17 protein-coding genes and 2 tRNA genes are annotated in these 19,471 nt (G+C 37.6%); 16 read left to right on the forward strand and 3 right to left on the reverse strand.

Annotation, left to right across the window (positions count from 1 at the left end):
• Positions 1–862 precede the first annotated feature (862 nt).
• The 3 genes from DC077_RS00875 to DC077_RS00885 all read left to right on the forward strand — a co-directional run bounded on the left by DC077_RS00875 (position 863) and on the right by DC077_RS00885 (position 4,267).
• Complete coding sequence (locus DC077_RS00875; protein ID WP_109201437.1) at positions 863–1,162, forward strand: lipopolysaccharide assembly protein LapA domain-containing protein; 300 nt, start codon at positions 863–865, stop codon at positions 1,160–1,162.
• Positions 1,163–1,322: 160 nt separating this feature from the next.
• Complete coding sequence (locus DC077_RS00880; RefSeq protein ID WP_109201438.1) at positions 1,323–2,477, forward strand: hypothetical protein; 1,155 nt, start codon at positions 1,323–1,325, stop codon at positions 2,475–2,477.
• Between the two features lie 440 nt (positions 2,478–2,917).
• The gene (locus DC077_RS00885; protein WP_109201439.1) at positions 2,918–4,267 is read left to right on the forward strand and encodes a nucleobase:cation symporter-2 family protein; all 1,350 of its coding nucleotides are present in this window, start codon (positions 2,918–2,920) and stop codon (positions 4,265–4,267) included.
• A gap of 177 nt (positions 4,268–4,444) precedes the next feature.
• On the opposite strand, the gene glmS is transcribed toward DC077_RS00885, so the two are convergent.
• Positions 4,445–6,298 (reverse strand): glutamine--fructose-6-phosphate transaminase (isomerizing), encoded by a 1,854-nt coding sequence (gene glmS, locus DC077_RS00890; RefSeq protein WP_109201440.1) that lies wholly within the window; start codon positions 6,296–6,298, stop codon positions 4,445–4,447.
• Positions 6,299–6,809: 511 nt separating this feature from the next.
• On the opposite strand from glmS, the gene DC077_RS00900 reads away from it, so the two are divergent.
• Complete coding sequence (locus DC077_RS00900; protein ID WP_109201442.1) at positions 6,810–7,388, forward strand: HutD/Ves family protein; 579 nt, start codon at positions 6,810–6,812, stop codon at positions 7,386–7,388.
• 247 nt (positions 7,389–7,635) lie between these two features.
• On the opposite strand, the gene DC077_RS00905 is transcribed toward DC077_RS00900, so the two are convergent.
• On the reverse strand, positions 7,636–8,418 hold the full coding sequence (locus DC077_RS00905) for a restriction endonuclease (RefSeq protein ID WP_109201443.1): 783 nt from the start codon (positions 8,416–8,418) through the stop codon (positions 7,636–7,638).
• 241 nt (positions 8,419–8,659) lie between these two features.
• Here DC077_RS00905 and DC077_RS00910 point away from each other — a divergent pair.
• From DC077_RS00910 to DC077_RS00965, 12 genes are all read left to right on the forward strand, one after another.
• Positions 8,660–8,736, forward strand: a tRNA-Met gene (locus DC077_RS00910).
• Positions 8,737–8,779: 43 nt separating this feature from the next.
• Positions 8,780–8,856: transfer RNA gene (locus DC077_RS00915), tRNA-Met, on the forward strand.
• Positions 8,857–9,339: 483 nt separating this feature from the next.
• On the forward strand, positions 9,340–9,957 hold the full coding sequence (gene tmk, locus DC077_RS00920) for a dTMP kinase (protein ID WP_157953461.1): 618 nt from the start codon (positions 9,340–9,342) through the stop codon (positions 9,955–9,957).
• A gap of 10 nt (positions 9,958–9,967) precedes the next feature.
• A complete protein-coding gene (locus DC077_RS00925; protein WP_109201445.1) occupies positions 9,968–10,294 on the forward strand; it encodes a hypothetical protein in 327 nt (108 codons plus the stop codon).
• Positions 10,295–11,059: a dCTP deaminase gene (locus DC077_RS00930; protein WP_109201446.1), complete on the forward strand. Its 765-nt coding sequence runs from the start codon at positions 10,295–10,297 to the stop codon at positions 11,057–11,059.
• A gap of 59 nt (positions 11,060–11,118) precedes the next feature.
• Positions 11,119–12,045 (forward strand): hypothetical protein, encoded by a 927-nt coding sequence (locus DC077_RS00935; protein WP_133243412.1) that lies wholly within the window; start codon positions 11,119–11,121, stop codon positions 12,043–12,045.
• A 637-nt stretch (positions 12,046–12,682) separates the two neighbouring features.
• Positions 12,683–12,871 (forward strand): hypothetical protein, encoded by a 189-nt coding sequence (locus DC077_RS00940; protein WP_109201448.1) that lies wholly within the window; start codon positions 12,683–12,685, stop codon positions 12,869–12,871.
• A 44-nt stretch (positions 12,872–12,915) separates the two neighbouring features.
• Complete coding sequence (locus tag DC077_RS00945; RefSeq protein ID WP_109201449.1) at positions 12,916–13,410, forward strand: DUF2335 domain-containing protein; 495 nt, start codon at positions 12,916–12,918, stop codon at positions 13,408–13,410.
• A 363-nt stretch (positions 13,411–13,773) separates the two neighbouring features.
• Entirely contained in the window at positions 13,774–14,328 is a 555-nt protein-coding gene (locus tag DC077_RS00950; RefSeq protein WP_109201450.1) for a lipocalin family protein, read from the forward strand.
• Between the two features lie 3 nt (positions 14,329–14,331).
• Complete coding sequence (locus tag DC077_RS00955; RefSeq protein ID WP_109201451.1) at positions 14,332–14,958, forward strand: metallophosphoesterase family protein; 627 nt, start codon at positions 14,332–14,334, stop codon at positions 14,956–14,958.
• Between the two features lie 351 nt (positions 14,959–15,309).
• Positions 15,310–16,161, forward strand: coding sequence for a MetQ/NlpA family ABC transporter substrate-binding protein (locus DC077_RS00960; protein ID WP_109201452.1), 852 nt, complete (start codon positions 15,310–15,312; stop codon positions 16,159–16,161).
• 449 nt (positions 16,162–16,610) lie between these two features.
• Positions 16,611–18,029 (forward strand): FAD-dependent oxidoreductase, encoded by a 1,419-nt coding sequence (locus DC077_RS00965; protein ID WP_109201453.1) that lies wholly within the window; start codon positions 16,611–16,613, stop codon positions 18,027–18,029.
• A gap of 271 nt (positions 18,030–18,300) precedes the next feature.
• Here DC077_RS00965 and DC077_RS00970 read toward each other — a convergent pair whose 3' ends face one another.
• On the reverse strand, positions 18,301–19,467 hold the full coding sequence (locus DC077_RS00970) for a hypothetical protein (RefSeq protein WP_109201454.1): 1,167 nt from the start codon (positions 19,465–19,467) through the stop codon (positions 18,301–18,303).
• Positions 19,468–19,471 lie beyond the last annotated feature (4 nt).

Genomic DNA, 19,471 nt, shown 5'->3' on the forward strand with positions numbered 1-19,471 from the left:
TATTTTGAATAGAATCTTATTGGATAAGATCAAGTTAAAGATCTAGTTGAAGATCTGCTTGAAGACCTTTTAAGAAGCTATTCAACCGCATTTATAGCTCTTTATCTTTAGGAGCAGTTGCGTTGCTAATATTACTATTATTGTTTCTAGTTTCTAGTTTCTATTGTTATTTCACGTCGTAACATTGTCATGTCGTTATATCGCTATTTTCTTATCCTAAACTGGCATTTGCTCAATTGAAATCTGATTTTGGAATCTAACTTAGAATCTTCTAACTCAGAATCTAATTCAGATTTTAATTCAGATTTTAATTCAGATTTTAATTCAATTGAGTCTGATTATAGGCCGGTGAATAGAATCTGCATTCTTCAATCTTAATATACTTTTAGAATGGATTGGCACCGAGATAAATCAGATTTTTCTAGTACGATGACTGATGACAGTATCGTAAATAAGTAACGTAAATCGATAAAAGTGTAAAGCAATAAAATCATCCAAGATTGTTCTTGTTCGTTTTACAATCAGAATAAGCAAGAATTTTGGTAATTGTGAGTTATATCTCTAAGTTATACCTCTACCTTCATCAAGCTTTGAACGATAGCTATTTTATAGGGTAAGTGTAGGATATAACAGAGAGTGAGTGTCACGCTAATAATAGATGCGCTGATTTGCCCTCCATCGATCTTTTATATTGTCCTTTGCCGATCAATGGCGCTCTCACTCAATTTCAATCTTTGATAACGCTTTATAATTTAGCACGATAAGGGTAGAATGAAAAGCTCGTATTTGAATATATAGTGTCTATAACGGTATCTACGATTCCGGTCATCGGAACGACTTATGGGAAAGGATTGATAAGAGTATGAAGCGAATCTACTTTTGGTTGAAATTGGCGATTTGGTTAGCAATTTTTGCAGTGATGTTTATTGTCTTTTATGTGAATCGTCATAGTGATGTCACCTTCAATTATCTGTTAGGGGAGACAACAATTAATACCTCTCTCTTTATCTGTATTGTCTTTATTGTGGGTGCAATTTTTACTATCGCCGTGCTTGCATTGCTCAATATTTCTCGACTCTTTCAACATCTCTCTCTTAAAAGCTCTGTTAAAAAGCTAGAAAAAGAGAATGAGGAGTTGAAGCGTAAGACGCATGTTCTTTAGTGATCGCCAATTGTGGAAATTATTAAGGAGATGAGATCAAAGCTGAGATCGGTCAGCTTGAGAGAAAGGGGCTTCCTTATGAGGATCGGCCTCTTTTTGCGTCTGATATCTCTTTGGAGGGTAATGAAGGGTCTCGTAGCGCGTTTGATGCGACTTAATTATGCTTGAATATATCTGGTTACTTCTACCATTAGGCTTATTGATCGGTTGGCTTGCAGCTAAGCGAGATAATATTAAAAAGCAGAAGATGCTCCGTTATCTTAATCTGCGCTACTTTATTGAAGAGAGCCAAGAGGTTGATGAGTCATTGTTGACCCTTCCTCCCGATTTTGATGCCGATAACTTACGATTTAGCCTGATGTTGGGGGATCTCTTTCGGAAGCGTGGTGAGATTGATAAAGCGATCAATCTTCATGAGTATCTCATTAAAGAAGCACCCACTAAGGCATTAACGGAAAAGGTCTATCTCTCTTTAGCAGAAGATTATCTTGCTGCCGGGATGCTCGATCGAGCAGAAAGCACATTGCGTCAGCTTCTTGAGTCAGAGGAGTATCGAGATTTAGCACTCTTAAAATTAACAAAGATCTATAAGCAGCAGCGAGAGTGGCTCCAGAGTATCGCTATGCTAGAGCAGATGGAGTCATTGACGTCGCTCTTAAGGGCAGAGATGGCTCATCTCTATTGTGAGTTAGCAGAAGAGGCATTAGCAGAGGGGAGTTCCGCAGGATTAGAGCGGATGATGCTTTGGCTCGATAAAGCCTATAAGGCTGATAAAAATTGTGTTAGGGCCACCTTGATTCGCGCTTATGGGCTCTATCAATATCAACAATATCCATTAGCTTTAGAGACACTTCTTGAGATTGAGCGGCAAGAGATTAAGTTGGTGCCGCTCATTGTGCCGATTATTTATGAGATCTATCATCTAGAAAATGAGGATGAACTCTTTCTACAGTGGTTAGAGCAGATTATCTCAAAAAATAATCATATCTTATTAAAAGCGTGGAAAACACACTATCTTATCTTACATCGCTCCTTTGATGCCGGTATCGATTATCTTCAAGCAGCGCTTAAGCAGACGCCTAATCTTTTAGGGTTAACTATTTTAAATCAGTTGCAAAAGTATCAAAATAGGAGCGAGGAAGCAGAGCTTATTGATCAAACCTTCCAAGAGATGCTCGATCGTTATGCGCAATTTCAGTGTGATTCCTGTGGCTATACAACTAAGACCCTTCAGTGGAGTTGTCCTAGCTGTTTTGAATGGAATCGCTCGATGCCGGTAGAGGATATCGTGGCATTGAAGGTGAAGCATCACTAAATTTCCGTGGAGATGCTTACCTGTTTCTCTAGTTTCTCCTGTTTCTGCGCCTATTTTGATGTTTAATTTTAGCGCAATAGATTTAGTGAGATGTTTGTATAGATTATTCTTTTTCCGCTTATCTTTATGTAAAGATTAATTAAACGCTTGAATAGGACTCTCTTTTTAAAAAAGAGGTGTATAATGTGCGCGTAATAGATGAGGCTGGCATCGAATCTCGAATCTCGAATCTCGAATCTCGATAATCTCTAACCTTGATGATACCTCTATTATCTTAGGGCTATTACTATCGGGTGATTTTATAGAAGGGCGTTGATCATTATTGATATTACCATTACCATCTTGGAATTATCATTGATGCTCTCTTTAGCGCCTACTCTATCTTTATAGAGCAGCCTCTCTAGTTGAACTCCATTTTTATCACTCTTGAGAGACCTCTAATGAAAGAAGATAATCTGTTATACCATCTTGAAGATCGACCTCCCTTTTCAATCTCCCTCCTTCTTGCCGCTCAACACCTTCTTGCTGCTTTAGGCGGAATTATTGCTGTTCCATTAGTTATCGGTAGTGCATTAGGACTTCCTAGTGCTGAAAAAGTGGCTTTAGTTAACGCGGCACTTTTAGTCTCAGGTGCGGTAACATTTGTTCAATCACGTGGTATTGGGCCGATCGGCCTTAAATTGCCGGCAGTAATGGGGACAAGTTTCACCTTCGTCGCATCTGCGATCGCAATCGGTAATAGTGAGTATGGTGTTGCCGGGATTTTAGGTTCTTCATTAGTAGCATCATTGGTGATGATTATCGGTAGCTTCTTTATGCCTCAGATTCGTAAACTCTTCCCACCGGTGGTAACGGGTACTGTTGTGGCGATGATCGGTTTGAGTCTTCTTCCTGTCGGATTAGATTGGTTTGCTGGCGGTCAAGTTGGATCACCTCAATATGCTTCTGGACCAAATCTTCTCGTTGCTTTCTTTGTTCTCTTTGTTGTGATTGCCTTAACGCAGTGGGGTAAAGGAATCTTAGCTTCCGCCTCAATCGTTATCGGAATGATCGTTGGATATTTAGCGGTGATTATTTTAGAGAAAGGTTTTGGCTATGAGCTTGGTTTAGTCAATTTCTCAGGAATTGAGTCCGCTAAAGTCTTCGCACTTCCTTCACTTTTTGAGTATGGTTTTGCCTTTCCTATCTCTGGTATTATCGGCATGAGTATCGCTTATCTTGTGACCATTGTAGAATCGAGCGGTAACTTTCTAGCGCTTGGGGAAGCAACACAGACAAAAGTGACTGGAAAGCGGATGAAAGCAGGGATTCTTTGTGAAGGATTAGGTTCTGCACTTGCAGCTTTAATGTCGACGACACCATTTTCAACCTTTGCACAAAATATCGGTATTATCTCTTTAACTGGTGTTGCGAGCCGTTTTGTTGTGGCAATGGCTGGAATTTTACTTCTCTTTGCCGGCATCTTTCCTATCTTCGGTGCATTAGTTGTTTCGATCCCTCTCCCTGTCTTAGGGGGTGCGGGATTAATGATGTTTGCAATGATTATTGCTGCAGGGATTCAAGTTTTAGGACGTGTTGAGATCAATAAACGTAATGGATTAGTAATCTCTGTTTCATTAGGTTTAGGCTTGATGGTGACGATGCGCCCAGAAGTTTTAAATGCACTTCCTGAGTTTGTTCAAGTGATCTTCAAATCAGGAATTACTGTCGGTTCACTCTCGGCATTGATCTTAAATCTTATCCTTCCAGGAAGAGAGATCGTGCAAGATGATGAGGCAGAAGAGGCGTAATAAAGCCTAAGAGGGCTGAGAAAAAGTTGCTCTGAAGCGACTGCTCTAATAAGTATAATAGAGAGAAGGCGAAAGGATGAGTGTTATTGCTACTCGCACCTTTCGCCTTTTACCTTTCGCTTTTTTTACATTAGATCTTTTTGTGATGTTAAATTTTGTCCTTTATTTAGTTAAGGCTTACTCAACGGTCAGTGATTTAGCAAGATTTCTTGGCTTATCGATATCCTCTCCTCGCTGAAGCGCCGCATAGTAGGCGATTAGCTGAATAGGAATCGTGAAGAGAATAGGGCTTAAAAGATCACTCACCTCCGGCAGATGCATAATATGAGCCCCCTTAAGATCATCTAAAGGGATCTTACTATCGGTAATAATAAAGAGTTGCCCTTTGCGCGCTAAAACTTCATGAAGGTTGGCGCGCACTTTTTCAAAGAGTGCATCATCAGGGAGAAGCGCAATAATCGGCATCTGATCATCAACAAGCGCAAGAGGACCATGTTTCAATTCGCCAGAAGGGTAAGCTTCGGCATGAATATAGCTGATCTCTTTAAGTTTTAATGCTCCTTCTGCCGCAATAGGGTAGTGAATGCCACGTCCTAAATAGAGGGCGCTTGTAACTTCTAAAAAGAGCGTTCCCCATTGACTCGCTAGCTCTTGACAATTGAAGCTTTGGATAATCATTGCCGGCAATTCACGCATCATTTGAAGATGCCGATCTCGATTTTGAGAGGAGAGTCTTCCTTGACTCATTGCAATGCTATTAGCCAAAATAAAGAGTCCCATCAGTTGTGTTGTAAAGGCTTTTGTAGAGGCAACCCCCACCTCAATGCCTGCTTCTGTATAGAAGTAGCAATCACTCATACGCGGTAGCACGCTCTCTTTGACATTGCAGATAGAGAGAGAACCCATCGCTCCTAACTCAAGTGCATGCTTAAGGGCTTCGATAGTATCTAAGGTTTCACCTGATTGGGAGATGGTAATCACTAAGGTATCAGCTTCAACAATCGGGGTTCGATAGCGATATTCGCTCGAAACTTCCACAAGTGTTGGAATTTTAGCGATCTCTTCAAACCAATATTTTGCCACCATGCCGGCAAAGTAGGAGGTGCCACAAGCAAGAATTTGAATACGTTTAATTTGCGGAAAGAGCGCTTCAGCACGATCACCAAAAAGTGCCGGGGAGAAGGGATTTTGATCTGCCTCTTTCATTGTTTTTGCCATGGTATTCTCTAAGACCATGGGCTGCTCGAAGATCTCTTTTAACATAAAGTGTTGATAGTGACCGATATCAAGCCTCTCTAGGGTAAGATCGGAGATCTTAATTTTGTTATCAATGGCGGCTGAAGAGAGTTCGACTCCTTGATAATCAAAGAGTGTTGGTTCTCCGCCAGCGCGTAAGATGGCAAGATCCCCTTTTTCTAAGTAGAGAAGGCGATTGGTCTCTGAGATAATCGCTGCAATATCGGAGGCAATATAGTGGCTCTTTTCTCCTAATCCGATGATTAAAGGACAGCCTTGCGCTGTGGCAATCAGCTCTGCAGGATTGTTTTGATCTAAGACTAAGAAGGCATAATTACCGCTAATGGTAGCAATCATTTCTTTCACGGCTTCTAAGAGCGAGCCACATCTTTGAGTCGCTTCATGTAGAAGGTGTGCTAAAACTTCGGTATCTGTCTCTGATTCAAATTGATAACCGACACGCTGTAAGCGCTGTTTATGCTCATCGTAGGCATCAATAATGCCATTATGAACAATCATTAAATGCCCCGATTGATGAGGGTGAGCATTCTCCACAGAGACGCCGCCATGAGTCGCCCAACGCGTATGTCCAATGCCGACAGAACTCTCGTAGATCGATGCATCTTGGAGGAGATTTTCTACACGACCGACAGCTCTGAGTCGTTTTAAATCTCGTTTGTCTAAAAAAGCAATACCTACCGAATCGTAGCCTCGATATTCGAGCTGCTCTAAGCCTTTTAACAGGGTGGGAAGGATGTTCTTTTGTTGACTAATAATTCCAAATATTCCGCACATCGATCGTCCTTTTGATTTAGGTTAAAGAAGTTATTTTAGGGGGAAAGTGAGAGAATTTCTAATTAAAATTTTAAAGCTAGTGCTATTTTTATAAATTATCTGTTTATAGATTATCTGATCCTTTAAATTGCAGGTTAGAGGAAATGGGCAAGGTTTATCTGTAGAAGTCGTAAACATCGTAAATACCATAAAAATTGTACCAGCCTGAAAATCTGAAAGCCTTAAAGTCGATTACGATTAACTATTAATATGTTAATTAGGGCGTGAATTAGGGTATTAATTAGAGATCCTAATGCCTAATGCGGGATCGTGGGATTGCGCTGCTCTCTTCATAGGGGAAATAGGTTGGAGCGATAAATATTTGTGCGATCAGAAGGGAGAAAATCATCTTCTGCAGGATAACTTTTGCAATAGCGAGGAAAAGTCCCTATTATTGAGATCTATTAGATGTATAGACCTTTTCAAAAGATGAGAAGATATTTAATCTAGATTGAGAGAGCTTAAGAAAATTATGGAACTTATAAAATACAGTACACTTATTGAAGAGCCTTGGAAAAATGGGTTAGGGACAACCCGTCAAATTGTAATCTGGCCTTTAGATGCCGATTTAAGCAACTTTGAGTGGCGTGTGAGTGCGGCCTCTATTATCTTCCCAGGTCATTTTTCTCACTATCCCGGCGTTTCTAGAAGCTTAAGCGTTCTCTCAGGGAAAAGCGCAGAGCTGAAATTAGGTGAGACAGAGCAGACCCTCGCATATCAAGGGCCTATCGTGACTTTTGATGGTGGCGACCATGCAGAAGTTTTAAGTGCTGATGGCCCAGTGTTAGATTACAATGTGATGAGTCGTGATAAGGATGTTGAACACGAGCTCTCTTGTGTCACATTAAAAAAAGAGGAAGTCTACAATCGAAAAGGGGATTATACGTTAGTCACTGTCTTTAAAGGTTGTAATCTGATTTTTGAAGGTGAAGTTGTCTATCTTGCAGAGTATGATTCAGTACTCTTTAAGAAGCATGATGGCGCAGATCTTCTCTTTGAAAGTGCAGATCCGACGACTTCAATGTTGATTACCGAAGTGTGGGAAAAATAGAGGTGTAGAGGCAGAGAGCATAAAGCTCAAGACCTTAAAACATCAAAACATCAAAACATCAAAATATTCAAAATATCAAGAGATAGAAACAAGAGTAGAGCTACAAGATCGGTAGATGTTGTAGCTTTTTTATTATCGCTAGGTTATCGCGATTCTTTTGATGTGTGCGTCCCTATAATCATTTCAAAATCTTAGATACTTTAATGATGCTACCTACGGCACTTTAGCGAGAATTTTAGAGAGAAGCTTAAGGCTGAAGGTAGCGAATCATCTCTCCGAGACGTTTACGATCGATTAAGATAACATCGAGTTTAATGGCCGCTTCAATCGCTGCTTTGGTAAAGCCGCTATTGGTAATCACAATAATACGATCTAGTTCATAAAGATCTTTCGCTGTATAGATCTCTTGAATTGCTGAGAGCGGTACATTTCGTCCCCATCGTTTGCATTGAAAGCCATATTTGAGCTTGTCATGCTCAGCATAAACATCGAGCCCTTTATCATTACTATAGGGGGAGACGCGAATCTTTTTAAATTGGTAGAGATGTAGAAGATTTGCAACATAATGTTCAAATTGTTCCCCATCCATCTGATCGATATCGTCCAATGTATAGCTTGCGGCACGGCGATCTTTCTCATATTCTCGTCGGAAGATATTGAGCGAGATAATTTTTCTACCTATCTGCAAAACAAGATCGCCAATAGCTTTAAAAGTAGGAATTATAGGGATCAATGCCATTATGCTAGGGTAGAGCGGATTAACATGGCGAAAGAGAGTAATATAGAGAAGAAAACCAGCCCAAGCGGCTGTAATCATAAATGCTTCCGAGGCGGAGAGATAGAGCCAACGACCGATACTGATAATCGGAATAAGGAGCAGAAGGGTAAAGTAGAGAACCCCAAGATAAGCAACCCAATGATTTTCAGAGTGAATAAGGGAGAGCCCCATTAGGGTTAAAACCGAAATGGTCACAAATGGCATTGTGATATAGCCAAAGAAATATTTTGATATTGTAAATGCGCACTTCATCGTTATTAATTTTCTACTTTTCTGCGCAAACCTTGATTTAAACTAGCTTAGGAGAGATTATTCTACCATAAGGTTATCTGATTAATCTCAAAAAATATAAAATAGGACTTGAAAAAGAGAAAATTTTCATTAAATAGAGGAGAAATAGGCGCTTAAAGTTGTTTCTCGTTTAATTAGTGCGCAATTATAAAGATAGTGTTGACAGTTATCGTGATACTATATAGAATTCCTTTCTAGTTCAGGACATATAGCTCAGTTGGTTAGAGCACAGCACTCATAATGCTGGGGTCGGTAGTTCGAATCTACCTATGTCCACCAAACCAGTGGTTTTAGAGTGCAATTTTAAGACCACAAAAAATTAGGACATGTAGCTCAGTTGGTTAGAGCACAGCACTCATAATGCTGGGGTCAGTGGTTCAACTCCACTCATGTCCACCAACACAAAAAGCCCACTTTTTAGTGGGCTTTTTTATTGCTTCAAAAAATGAGTATCAGTTCAAAATTTAAAAAATGGCATTAGTACTATCACACTAAGGCATTTTAGCAAATGTCGTCATGGATAGTTTATTTCAGATGACGCAAGGATTTTATGAAAATATTTCTCAAATTTGGTTCGTCATAGAAATTCTAATCTAGGAGATAAGCCTTAATGTTAACCAAGGCTTATCATTAAGCAATGTTTGGAGTATCGGATAGAGGGATTGTATTAATTTCTTGATGATCACATTTTACAGTTTTTTTTATTTCAAATGGTCTATAGCCTCAGAATACTTTGTCTAAAAATGTGTATAAATTTAGTGAGTTTTCTCCCTATTAATTGGTAAAAGTAAGTGGGGATGATGTGGTATTATCTATATGAAATTGAAAGGCAGTCTAGAATATTTTACTAATACAGCTACGTTACTGAAAAGGAGTTATTCAATGTATGGGAAATTTATTGTTATTGAGGGCATAGATGGTGCTGGTACTACAACTCAATCCGAGATGCTTTTTGACTATTTTATCTGTCAAAATATTAAATCTCATTTAACTTATGAACCATCGAGTGGGCCGATAGGAAATCTCATAAGAGAAATATTTAAAGGTCGTATACTAGTAACTAATGATGAGTTGCTTTTTGATAAACAGCTTGCATATTTATTTGCTGCTGATCGACATGATCATTTATATAATCCCATTGATGGTATTGAAAATATCTTGTCTCAAAATATAAATGTCATTTGTACTAGATATTTTTTTTCTTCATATGTTTATCACTCTAGAACTAAAAAGGAAAGAGAGTTCCTTTATAATTTAAATAAAGAATTTAGAAAGCCTGATTTAATTATTTATTTAGATAATCCAATTGAAGTATCAATGGAAAGAATGTCAAATAGAATGGTGAAAGATACATATGAAAATTTCAGGAAACTAAAGCAAGTAAAGGATAATTATGATACCGTTATTGAAGAATATAATGGCAATGTAACCAGAATATTAGCAGATCAACCTGTTAACATTATTCATCAAAAAATTGTCAATGCTGTATTAAGCTTATAAGAGAGGTAACATGTCAATTTTCCCAAATTTATTGCTTTTGAATAAAAATGAATTAAAAGACATATTCCAGAAAATTATTTCAAAGAATGTATTTTTAAAAAAAGATCTTGATATTTTGTTAAGTGAATACCCTTTCATAAACAGATCATTGGAAAGTTATGTTATTTCAATAAGCTTCACTTTGGTCAATTTAGAATTAGCCATATCAAATCCATTTAAAGAGAAATTAAAAAAGAATTTAGAGTTTTTAAGAAAGAAGTTTGGAATTGATGAAAGAGATGTTATTGCATTAGATAATAAAATAGATTTGATACTCGAGCTAAATTGGAATATTTAAATGATAATTTGTGATAAAGATTTATTAAGTAAAATTATAAAAAATGGCTTCAACTCAGACCGTATTAAGGGGGCATCTTATGAATTAACCGCAAGTAATGAATATTTTGATCTGACAGAAAACCCCTCTAAAAAAATAATAGCAAAAAATGAAGAAAATAAAAAGATTTTGATTAAGCCTCTTCATAAGGTAGTTTTAATAACAGCAGAAGAGTTAGAATTACCAGCCAATATAATTGGTCGGATAGTTACTAAAGGATCATTGTTCAGTATAGGATTGAGTGCAATAAATACTATTGCTGATCCAGGATTTAAGGGTAGGCTAGGTTTGGTGTTTTATAATTTTAGCTCAAAGTATATTGTTTTAGATGTAGGGCAAGAAATCGCAAAAATAGATTTTAATCAAGTACGAGATGAATGTGAAACATATTCAGGACAACATGGATTTAGTTTAAATCATTGGCCCGTTCTAACTAATTTACAATATACTTATAATGAGGTTAAAAACCATGAACTTATGAAGTCTTCTTCTTTAGATGAAGCATATGAAATTCTTCCTAACTCTATTACTGACTTGCTTAAAAAACTACAGAAAGGGATATATGCTTTGCGTATGGTTTTAATTGTATTATTTACAATAAATTTGATCGCATGCACGCTTTTATTTTTTAATAAAATTGAAGGTATCACAGCCGGGTTACTTATTAATGGTATAACCGCCCTTATTGGCTTTATATTTACATTTTCTAAAAGTAAGATTTTTTAAATCTTTCTCTATTTCTTATAAATGTGAAAAAAATATTTTTTTTAGCAGTAAACACTGCTATGACAAAACATAATGAAATTACCGAACGCTACATTAAGTTTTATGATGAAAGGGCTAGTGAAAAACTTTATTGCTCTATTGTTGGGAATGTTGTTATTCCAAACGGATATCCAACTAATTCAAATACTCCAATAATATCAAATAATAAATTATGGAAAGAATTAGCAACTAGAATCAATTCTAAAGGAACAAGACCAGGTATACAACTAGCCAGTACTTGGCCGACATATGAGGGGCAGCGTAATTTTATATCTAGAGAGAATAGTTTAGAAACATATAGAAGTTATATGGAAGGCATCAATCAACGAACTATACAGTCAATATTTTCAAATCTTTATTTAGCCTCGCGAATGTCAATTGACTTTGGTTTTAAACATATACAGTTACATGCAGGACATGGCTATTTATTTAATCTTTTAATAGAACCTGTTTTTACGTCTTTTCATGATTTAATAATGGAAAAACTAGAAGAGTGGTTATTTTTTTTGAAAAAAAATAATATAGAGTCATCAATAAGAGTAAGCTTAGTGACAGGAAATTTAGACATAGATAAAGCTCTTGAAATTAGCAATTTAATTCCTAAGCTATCCCCTGATTATTATGATCTAAGTGATGGTTTTTATAATATAGATAAAAAGCTAATCTATCCATACTCGAAGAATATAGAATGCAGGAAAAATAGGCAAATAGATATCAGTAACACATATATTCAACAAAAATTTATCTCATCAGGATTGTCATATGGTTTATATGATGAAGAAATTCTGCCTGATAATCTTCATATTGGTATATGTCGAGATTTAATTGCATCCCCGAACTTTTTAAATTTTCCTAATGAAAAGGGATGTAGCAAATGCTCAAAATGTCATTATTACTCAAGAGGTAAAAGTGAATTAGAATGCCCCAAATGGGATGAGAAGTATTAGTAATCTATATATTAGAATATTTTATTTCAAAACTGACATAACCTATTAAGGTATAATTAAACACTTGTATAAAATTAAATGCAATACAATTAATTATGATATAAAACTAAAATAGTTATGTATAATTCCCTCAATCTCAATAATATTGATACTTATCAATATTAATAGTGGGAGCTAAATAATAATGCATATCAAGAAAATTTAAAAAGATTATATTTTGGCTTTTCAGTTTTTTGTCGTGGCAAAAGTCGAAGTTAGAACATAAGCCTATCATCAAATGTACAGTTCGTAACTAGAGACTTTAGGGGCTCCTCTTTTTTTAAATTGATTAGGAAGGATATTACCCAATAATTCGTGGGTTCTTTCTTCGTTATAACTTAAGATTTAAATCATTGATAAGGGTTATATGTGAAGGGTGGTAGGTGGTAGAATTAAGGTGATTAGTAGTAATATTATTATGTTTAGATGGGTAACAAACCATGTAAATCTGGGGTCAGTAATCCTAAAAGGGATATTTTCTAAATTTGATTATTTGAAGGTTTTCGCTATTTTCATAGAGCTGTACTACAATAGATTAAATAATCAAATTTCTTCATTGATTGGAGAATATTATTAATATTTGCCGGAGGAAATAAGTATGCTATATGAAAAAAAAGGATTTTTGCGATCTGTAGCAAGTATATTTATACAAGGCTCTAGCTATTATGACTATAAAAAAATTACTCAGAAATCCTTTAAAGAGGCTTCTGCTGAGGATATTTTAGAAATATCTAAAGATTTTGAAAGAGTCACAAAAAAATATATATCTGATAAAAATATAGAGTGATACATTTTTTAATAAATAAACTGTAGTATTACCATAGATTTAGCATGAGAAAAGAAAATCATCAGGAAGCTGAAAATAATAAAAACTCTCAGGCGAATGATTTAATACAAGAGCTTCAAAAGCAAGGTATTTTAGATGATGATGCGCTGAAAGTCATATATGAAAATCCTGAAGCTGCAAAGGTTATTACTCAGATAGCTGTTCAATATAAACAGGAAAGTTACGATAGTCCATTCCCTCATCCTGATCATCTGGAAAGATTTAACGAACTCTATGCTGATGCTGCTGAAACCGTTTTTAAGGAATTTGAGTGGCAGGGAAAACATCGTAGAGATATGGAGTCTATTATTGTAGAGAGAGGAACGAAGTTTGATCTTAATGCTCAAAAATATGGGTTTTTTACATCTATAATTTTAGTGATAGCAGCTTTGTTTGGAATGTATATGGGATGGGATGTTTTATCTTATGGAATTCTCGGCTTTGGTGTAGCTCCTATCGTATCTAGTTATTTTGGTAAATTTTCTAAAAAAGAAAAATAACATTTAAACTTTGCTCTTAAAATCGTTCTCAAGACATTGTTATACGGATAAATAGCTACTGTTCTGATTTATAAATTTGTCAACGTTATTTAGGACGGGTCACCACCAACACAAAGCCTACTTTTTAGTGGGCTTTTCTTATTGCCTAAATGACTAAATGTCTAAATCTAAGCTCCTTTATTAGCTCGGCAATAGCTTGGAAGTGTAAGCTATATACAGCATTCTCTACTCCCTATTTATCTCTCCAACTTTCATTGTTTATACCATTAGTTATTTTTGTCATTATTTCTGGCAACAAGGTAAGATACTTTAATCTGGCCATATAGAAGGCGTGATCTAATTAAAGAGAGAAGAGAGCTAAACATGAAAAAATTATTATTGAGTCTTATTGTAGGTGGGTTGGTTACGTTAGGGCAGATGCTCTTTGCCGCTGATATCAAAGCAGTTAGTGATTTTGATAGTGAGCGTTATCTTGGGCAATGGTATGAAATTGCGCGGTTACCTAACTTTTTTCAAGAGAAATGTGTCGGGGATATTTCCGCTCAATATCAGCGTGAAGGGGCGGGGATTTCGGTGGTCAATCGTTGCCGAGTCGCTGATGGAAAGGTGGATGTTGCTAATGGCTATGCCACTGTTGAAAATAGTAGTGGCAGTGAGTTGAAGGTCTCTTTTCTCCCCCGTTATTTCCGCTGGATCCCCTTTACAAAGGGGGATTATTGGGTTTTAAGAATAGATCCTGAGTATCAGATCTCTTTAGTCGGTGACTCTGATCGAAAATATCTCTGGCTTCTTTCTCGCACTCCTACCTTGTCAGAAGATCTGATTGCCGATTATCTCAATAGTGCAAAAGCGATGGGTTATCAGCTAGATGAGGTAATCTATACACAAAACAGCCCTTATAATGTGAGTGATCAGTAACGCATGGGAAGAAAGTTACAGAAATTAGAGATTTTACATGTCACAGATCTTCACTACCAGAAGAAGCTCTATCGCTGGATTGCGAAGGTAGAGGATCGCTTTGATCTGATCTGTTTAACGGGAGATCTTCTTGATGAACGGGCAAATGATGCTGGTAAGAAGCAGATTCGATATCTGAAGCGTTGGCTTGCTAAGCGTAAGATGCCGGTGATGATCTGTAGTGGCAATCATGATTATGTTAAAGAATCGATCGATTGGATGAAGGATCTCCCTTATGGTGATGGGCAAATACATCCTATTTTAGGACTCAAAATTGCTTCTGCTCCCGAAGATTGTCGTGATTTTCGCCCCTATTATGATTGCGATATCTTGTTACATCATTATCCCCCGAAAGGAACACCAACGGCATTTCATCGTAAGAAGGGAAAAGATGTTGGAAGCAAATGGTTAGCGCAAGAATTGCCTAATCTTCGATGTCAGCTACTCTTAACAGGACACGCTCATCGTCCACTTCTCCCTATTTTTGTACGCCACGGAATTAAAATTTATAACTCAGGTGGGGATCATGCTCCTAAGCAACCGAAATATAGTCATATTACTTACTATTTTCCCAAGAATAAGAGATGTTAAGAAGAGAAAGTAGAGAAAGCGGAGTGGGCAATGATTTAAGTAGATAGAGGAAGGTAATCTAGGATTACTTAGATTGCTTTTTTTTAATAAATTTCTCTTCTTTCTTCTCTTTTTTTGAAAAGCATGATATTTTGGGTATAAATATATAAAACTTATATGTTTAATTTTAGGTGCTGTTTTAGAGCTGTGATAGATCAATTTATAATCTGGGTTTATAACCTGGATTTGTGATTTGGTTATAGCGTTGTAGCACTATTTTTTATATTTCAATGTCTTATAAACGACTTATAAACGACTTATAAACGTCTTATAAAAGACTTATAAGAGTCTTATCAATAGAGGGGGAGTTGTATGGTGGGAAGTGCAGAGCAAGAGAACTCATTGCGACAAAAATTGGAGAAAGGTGTGAAAATTGCCACCCTTTTTCTATTAGGGGGCATATTAGCCGCATGTGGTGATTCAGCGGATAAAAATAACAAAGTTTTACGGGTTGGGATGCCGCCGAGTGCGCACAATATCTTGGTGGAGAAGGTTGTCAAACCTGAGCTTGAAGCAGAAGGGTATGAGGTGATCTTTCGAAATTTTGGCGCATTAAGAGATGCTAATAGTGCATTAGTTGAGGGTGGAATCGATTTTCATACTGCGCAACATCAAGCTTATCTCGATGTCTATAAGAGAGAAACTGGTGCCGATCTTGTCTCGATTGTCCATACGCCATCAATACCAGCATTTATCTATTCAACTCGACAGAAGACATTAGATGTAAATGAGGGAGCCTCTATTTTAATTCCAAATGATCCTTCTAATGCGGCGCGTTCTTATGCACTCTTGCAGAAGATCGGTTGGATCGAGTTAGATCCTAAAGTAGATTTAGCGATTGTAACGGCAAAAGATATTACAAAAAATAGTAAAAATCTACAATTTACTGAGGTGGATTCAGCGCTTATTCCTCGTCTTCTTGAGGAGATCGATTATGGTGTTATGCCGGGCGGCGTAGCTCTTTTGGGGGGAATTGGGCCGGAATATGCATTAGCCCATGAGACTTTTCTGCCTGATCTTGAGTTGATGGTAACCGTTAGAGCAGAGGATCAAAATGCTCCTTGGACTGAAGATGTCAAAGCCGCCTTTCAATCTGAGAAGATGCGTGAGTTTATCGAAACAGATCCTGATATTGCCGGATGGTTTATTTGGCCAGAAGGTTAAAGCATCAGATTGTCTAAGAGTGCACATAAAAAAAGAGAAAGTTTGAGTAAATGTGAATATTTGTTGAACAAATCCCCTTTTTTTCTAAAGAGAAAAAGGGGTTATTTTTCAATCCTATTTTCTTTACAATCTTACCTGCTATTAAATGGTAATAGATCTTAAATGCGTCCTTTTTTAAAAAGATAACAGCTCTACGATAGACTTATTTCTTTGATATCTAACGGCTTTTTGGCAGATTTTTTTTAAAAATGTCTAGTTCTATAAAAAACATTCTGTTTTTTTATAAATCACTTACTATTCAATAAAAATTACCTTCTCTCCATTGAAAAAAATTATCGCTTTATAAGAAGTGCTAAAAATTGATCATGATCAATAAAATTTTCTCATGATAAGATACGCGCTTATAAATTTTAAGGTGTTTTAACATAATTATTTGAATGGAGTTTGATATGAGTATTTCACGTAGAAAGTTTCTTCTAGGTGCAGGTGCTGTAGGCGTTTTAGGGGCAGGGGCAGCAGTTACCCCAATGATTCGTAGAGAAGGAACGTTAATTGCGACCACTTCTCGAGCGCCCTATGTTGCAGGAACAGAAGGGGCTTTACCGAAAGAGTCTGATGTTGTGATTATCGGTGCCGGTATTCAAGGAATTATGAGCGCAATCAATATGCGTGAGCGCGGGATGAGCGTCACAATTGTTGAAAAGGGCGAAGTTGCGGGTGAACAATCTGGTCGTGCTTATAGTCAAATTATCAGCTATAAAACAGCGCCAGAGATCTTCCCACTTCACCATTATGGTAAAAAGTTGTGGCGTGAGATGAATGCCCGTGTAGGTGCTGATACCTCTTACCGCACTCAAGGTCGTGTTGAAGCTATTATCACACCTGAAGAACTTACGACTGTGCAAGAATGGATTGCACTTAACTCTCAAAACCCAGGATTTGATACACCTTTAAAGACCCGTATCATTCAAGGTAAAGAGTTAGCAGATCGTCTCCCTAATGCACAAACTGCTTGGGAAGTTGCAGGTTTTGAAGAAGATGCCGGAAGTGTTGATCCTGAGCGCGGAACCACTGTTTTAGCTGAATATGCGAAACGAATTGGTGTGAAGATCTTTACCAATTGTGCAGCTCGCGGTATCGAAACTGAAGGGGGTAAGATTACTGAAGTAGTGACTGAGAAAGGCGCTATTAAGACAAATCTTGTGGTCTTGGCAAATGGTTTCTGGGCTCGTCTCTTTATGGGGAATATGGGCGTTGATCTTCCTACGCTCAATGTCTACCTCTCTCAGCAGGTAGTTGAAGGGGCAGAAGGCGCTCCAAGAGGAAACGTCCATCTTCCGAATGGTATCCATTTCCGTGAACAATCAGATGGTACTTATGCTGTCGCTCCTCGTATCTTTACCAGCTCTATTACAAAGGATAGCTTCCTCTTAGGTCCTAAGTTTATGCATCTTTTAGGCGGAGAAGATCTTCCATTAGAGTTTAAATTAGGAAGCGATCTCTACAACTCATTCACTATGAAGACTTCATGGAGCATGGATGAAGTAACACCATTTGAAGAGTATCGTGTTGCATCCGCAACGCCTAATAATGAGCATCTTGATGGCGTATTTGATCGAATGAAGGCAGAGTTCCCACAATTTGCAGACTCTAAAGTGATCGAGCGTTGGGGCGCATGTATTGCACCGACAGCAGATGGCGCTCCGATTATCTCAGAAGTTGAGAAATATCCTGGTCTTGTGATCAATACAGCAACAGGTTGGGGCATGAGTGAAAGCCCAGCGGCAGGTGAGATTACTGCAGACTTGATTATGGGTAGAACACCGATTATCGATCCAACGCCTTATAGCATCAAACGTTTCTCATAAGTAAGTATCGATATTGAGGTATCGATTAGTAAAATTGAATATATTCAATATTCAATATTCAATATTCAATATTCAATATTCACTAATCGCTAATCATTTAGATGCAAAACCCAACTGTTCCATTATCTCTCTTACAAAGAGAGGGGTAAGGCAGTTGGGTTTTTTATACTCTTTTGCGGCGAAATATCGAGGCTAACCAATATTGTGCTGAGTCTTGTATGGAGCATCGTATTCAATATTATCTTGAATGTTCTATAGACTTATTAGTTCGTTAGAAGCTTGCATTGAGTAGATAAGCATCGCCTCTTCTTGGTGCATGCTTTCGAATACGCTCCATCTCAGCTGGAATCTGGATAAATTGATTGGTCATCTCCACAATGCAACGATCGAGCTGATCATTACCGCTACTCTTATAGACGCCGGTTCGTAACGGGTTTTCATAGATAATGAGTGCGACACGATATTGTCGATTCTGCCCCTTAATATAGCGATCATAACACTGGGTTGATTTGAGCGAGACATTATACTCAAGTCTCCGAATTTGGCTCTCGGCGGCATTATAGATATTGCGATAAGCCTTAATTTCTGCTCTCTCTGGATTCTCTTCCTCAACTAAGATCTCCTCTTCAAGTGGAATTGGCTCGCTATCGGGAGAGTCGAGATAGTGAACGATCAGAGGTGTCGATTCCGTTTTTTCTATCTCTTCGGTGATCTCTTCAATCTCTACAATTTCATCACTGACCTCATCATCGCTCTCATCATGAATCTCATCGAGCGCATCATCAATAGCTGCCTCATTCTCCTTAAAGTTTTGCGGATTATATTGCTTTAATAGATCGATAAATTGGGGAGAATAGTAATTAGGCTGATCGCTATCATCTTCAGCCTCATCCCAGTTTTTATCGAGAAATGGTGTATCTTCTAAAAGAGCAATCGCATCATCGACTAGTTTTTGGTAGGGATTCTCTTCTGTTGTGATGATTCGGCGATAATCTCCCTCTTCTCTTGGGGGAAGAATATTGTCGCGCAGATATTCGCCATCTTGAGAGATATTGCGTTGATAGGGTAGTGGTTCATCTTCTTCGCTCTCTTTTGTCTCCTCAGCAGAGATCTCAATTGCTTCTTCATCAGACGAATCATCTATCTCAGTGTTCTTTTCGTTATTTTCTAGATTTTCTAGATTCTCTTCATCTTTTTGACTCTCTTCCTCTGTTTCCGCGGTCGACGTTACCTCATCTTCGCTCTCTTCGATCATCTCATCTTGAGCCTCCTCAGCTGATGAATCGGGCGTATTAGGGAGAAGAGTGACGGCAATAAGATCCTCTTGCTGATAGAGCTCAATACGACTTTGCTCATCATGGAGCATCAAGTAACCGATACTGGCATGTAGAATCAGCGCAATCAGTAGGGCGATGATAAAGAGGGTACGATCATTCATAGGT

The sequence above is a fragment of the Ignatzschineria cameli genome (genome assembly GCF_003121895.1).
Classification (GTDB): domain Bacteria; phylum Pseudomonadota; class Gammaproteobacteria; order Cardiobacteriales; family Wohlfahrtiimonadaceae; genus Ignatzschineria; species Ignatzschineria cameli.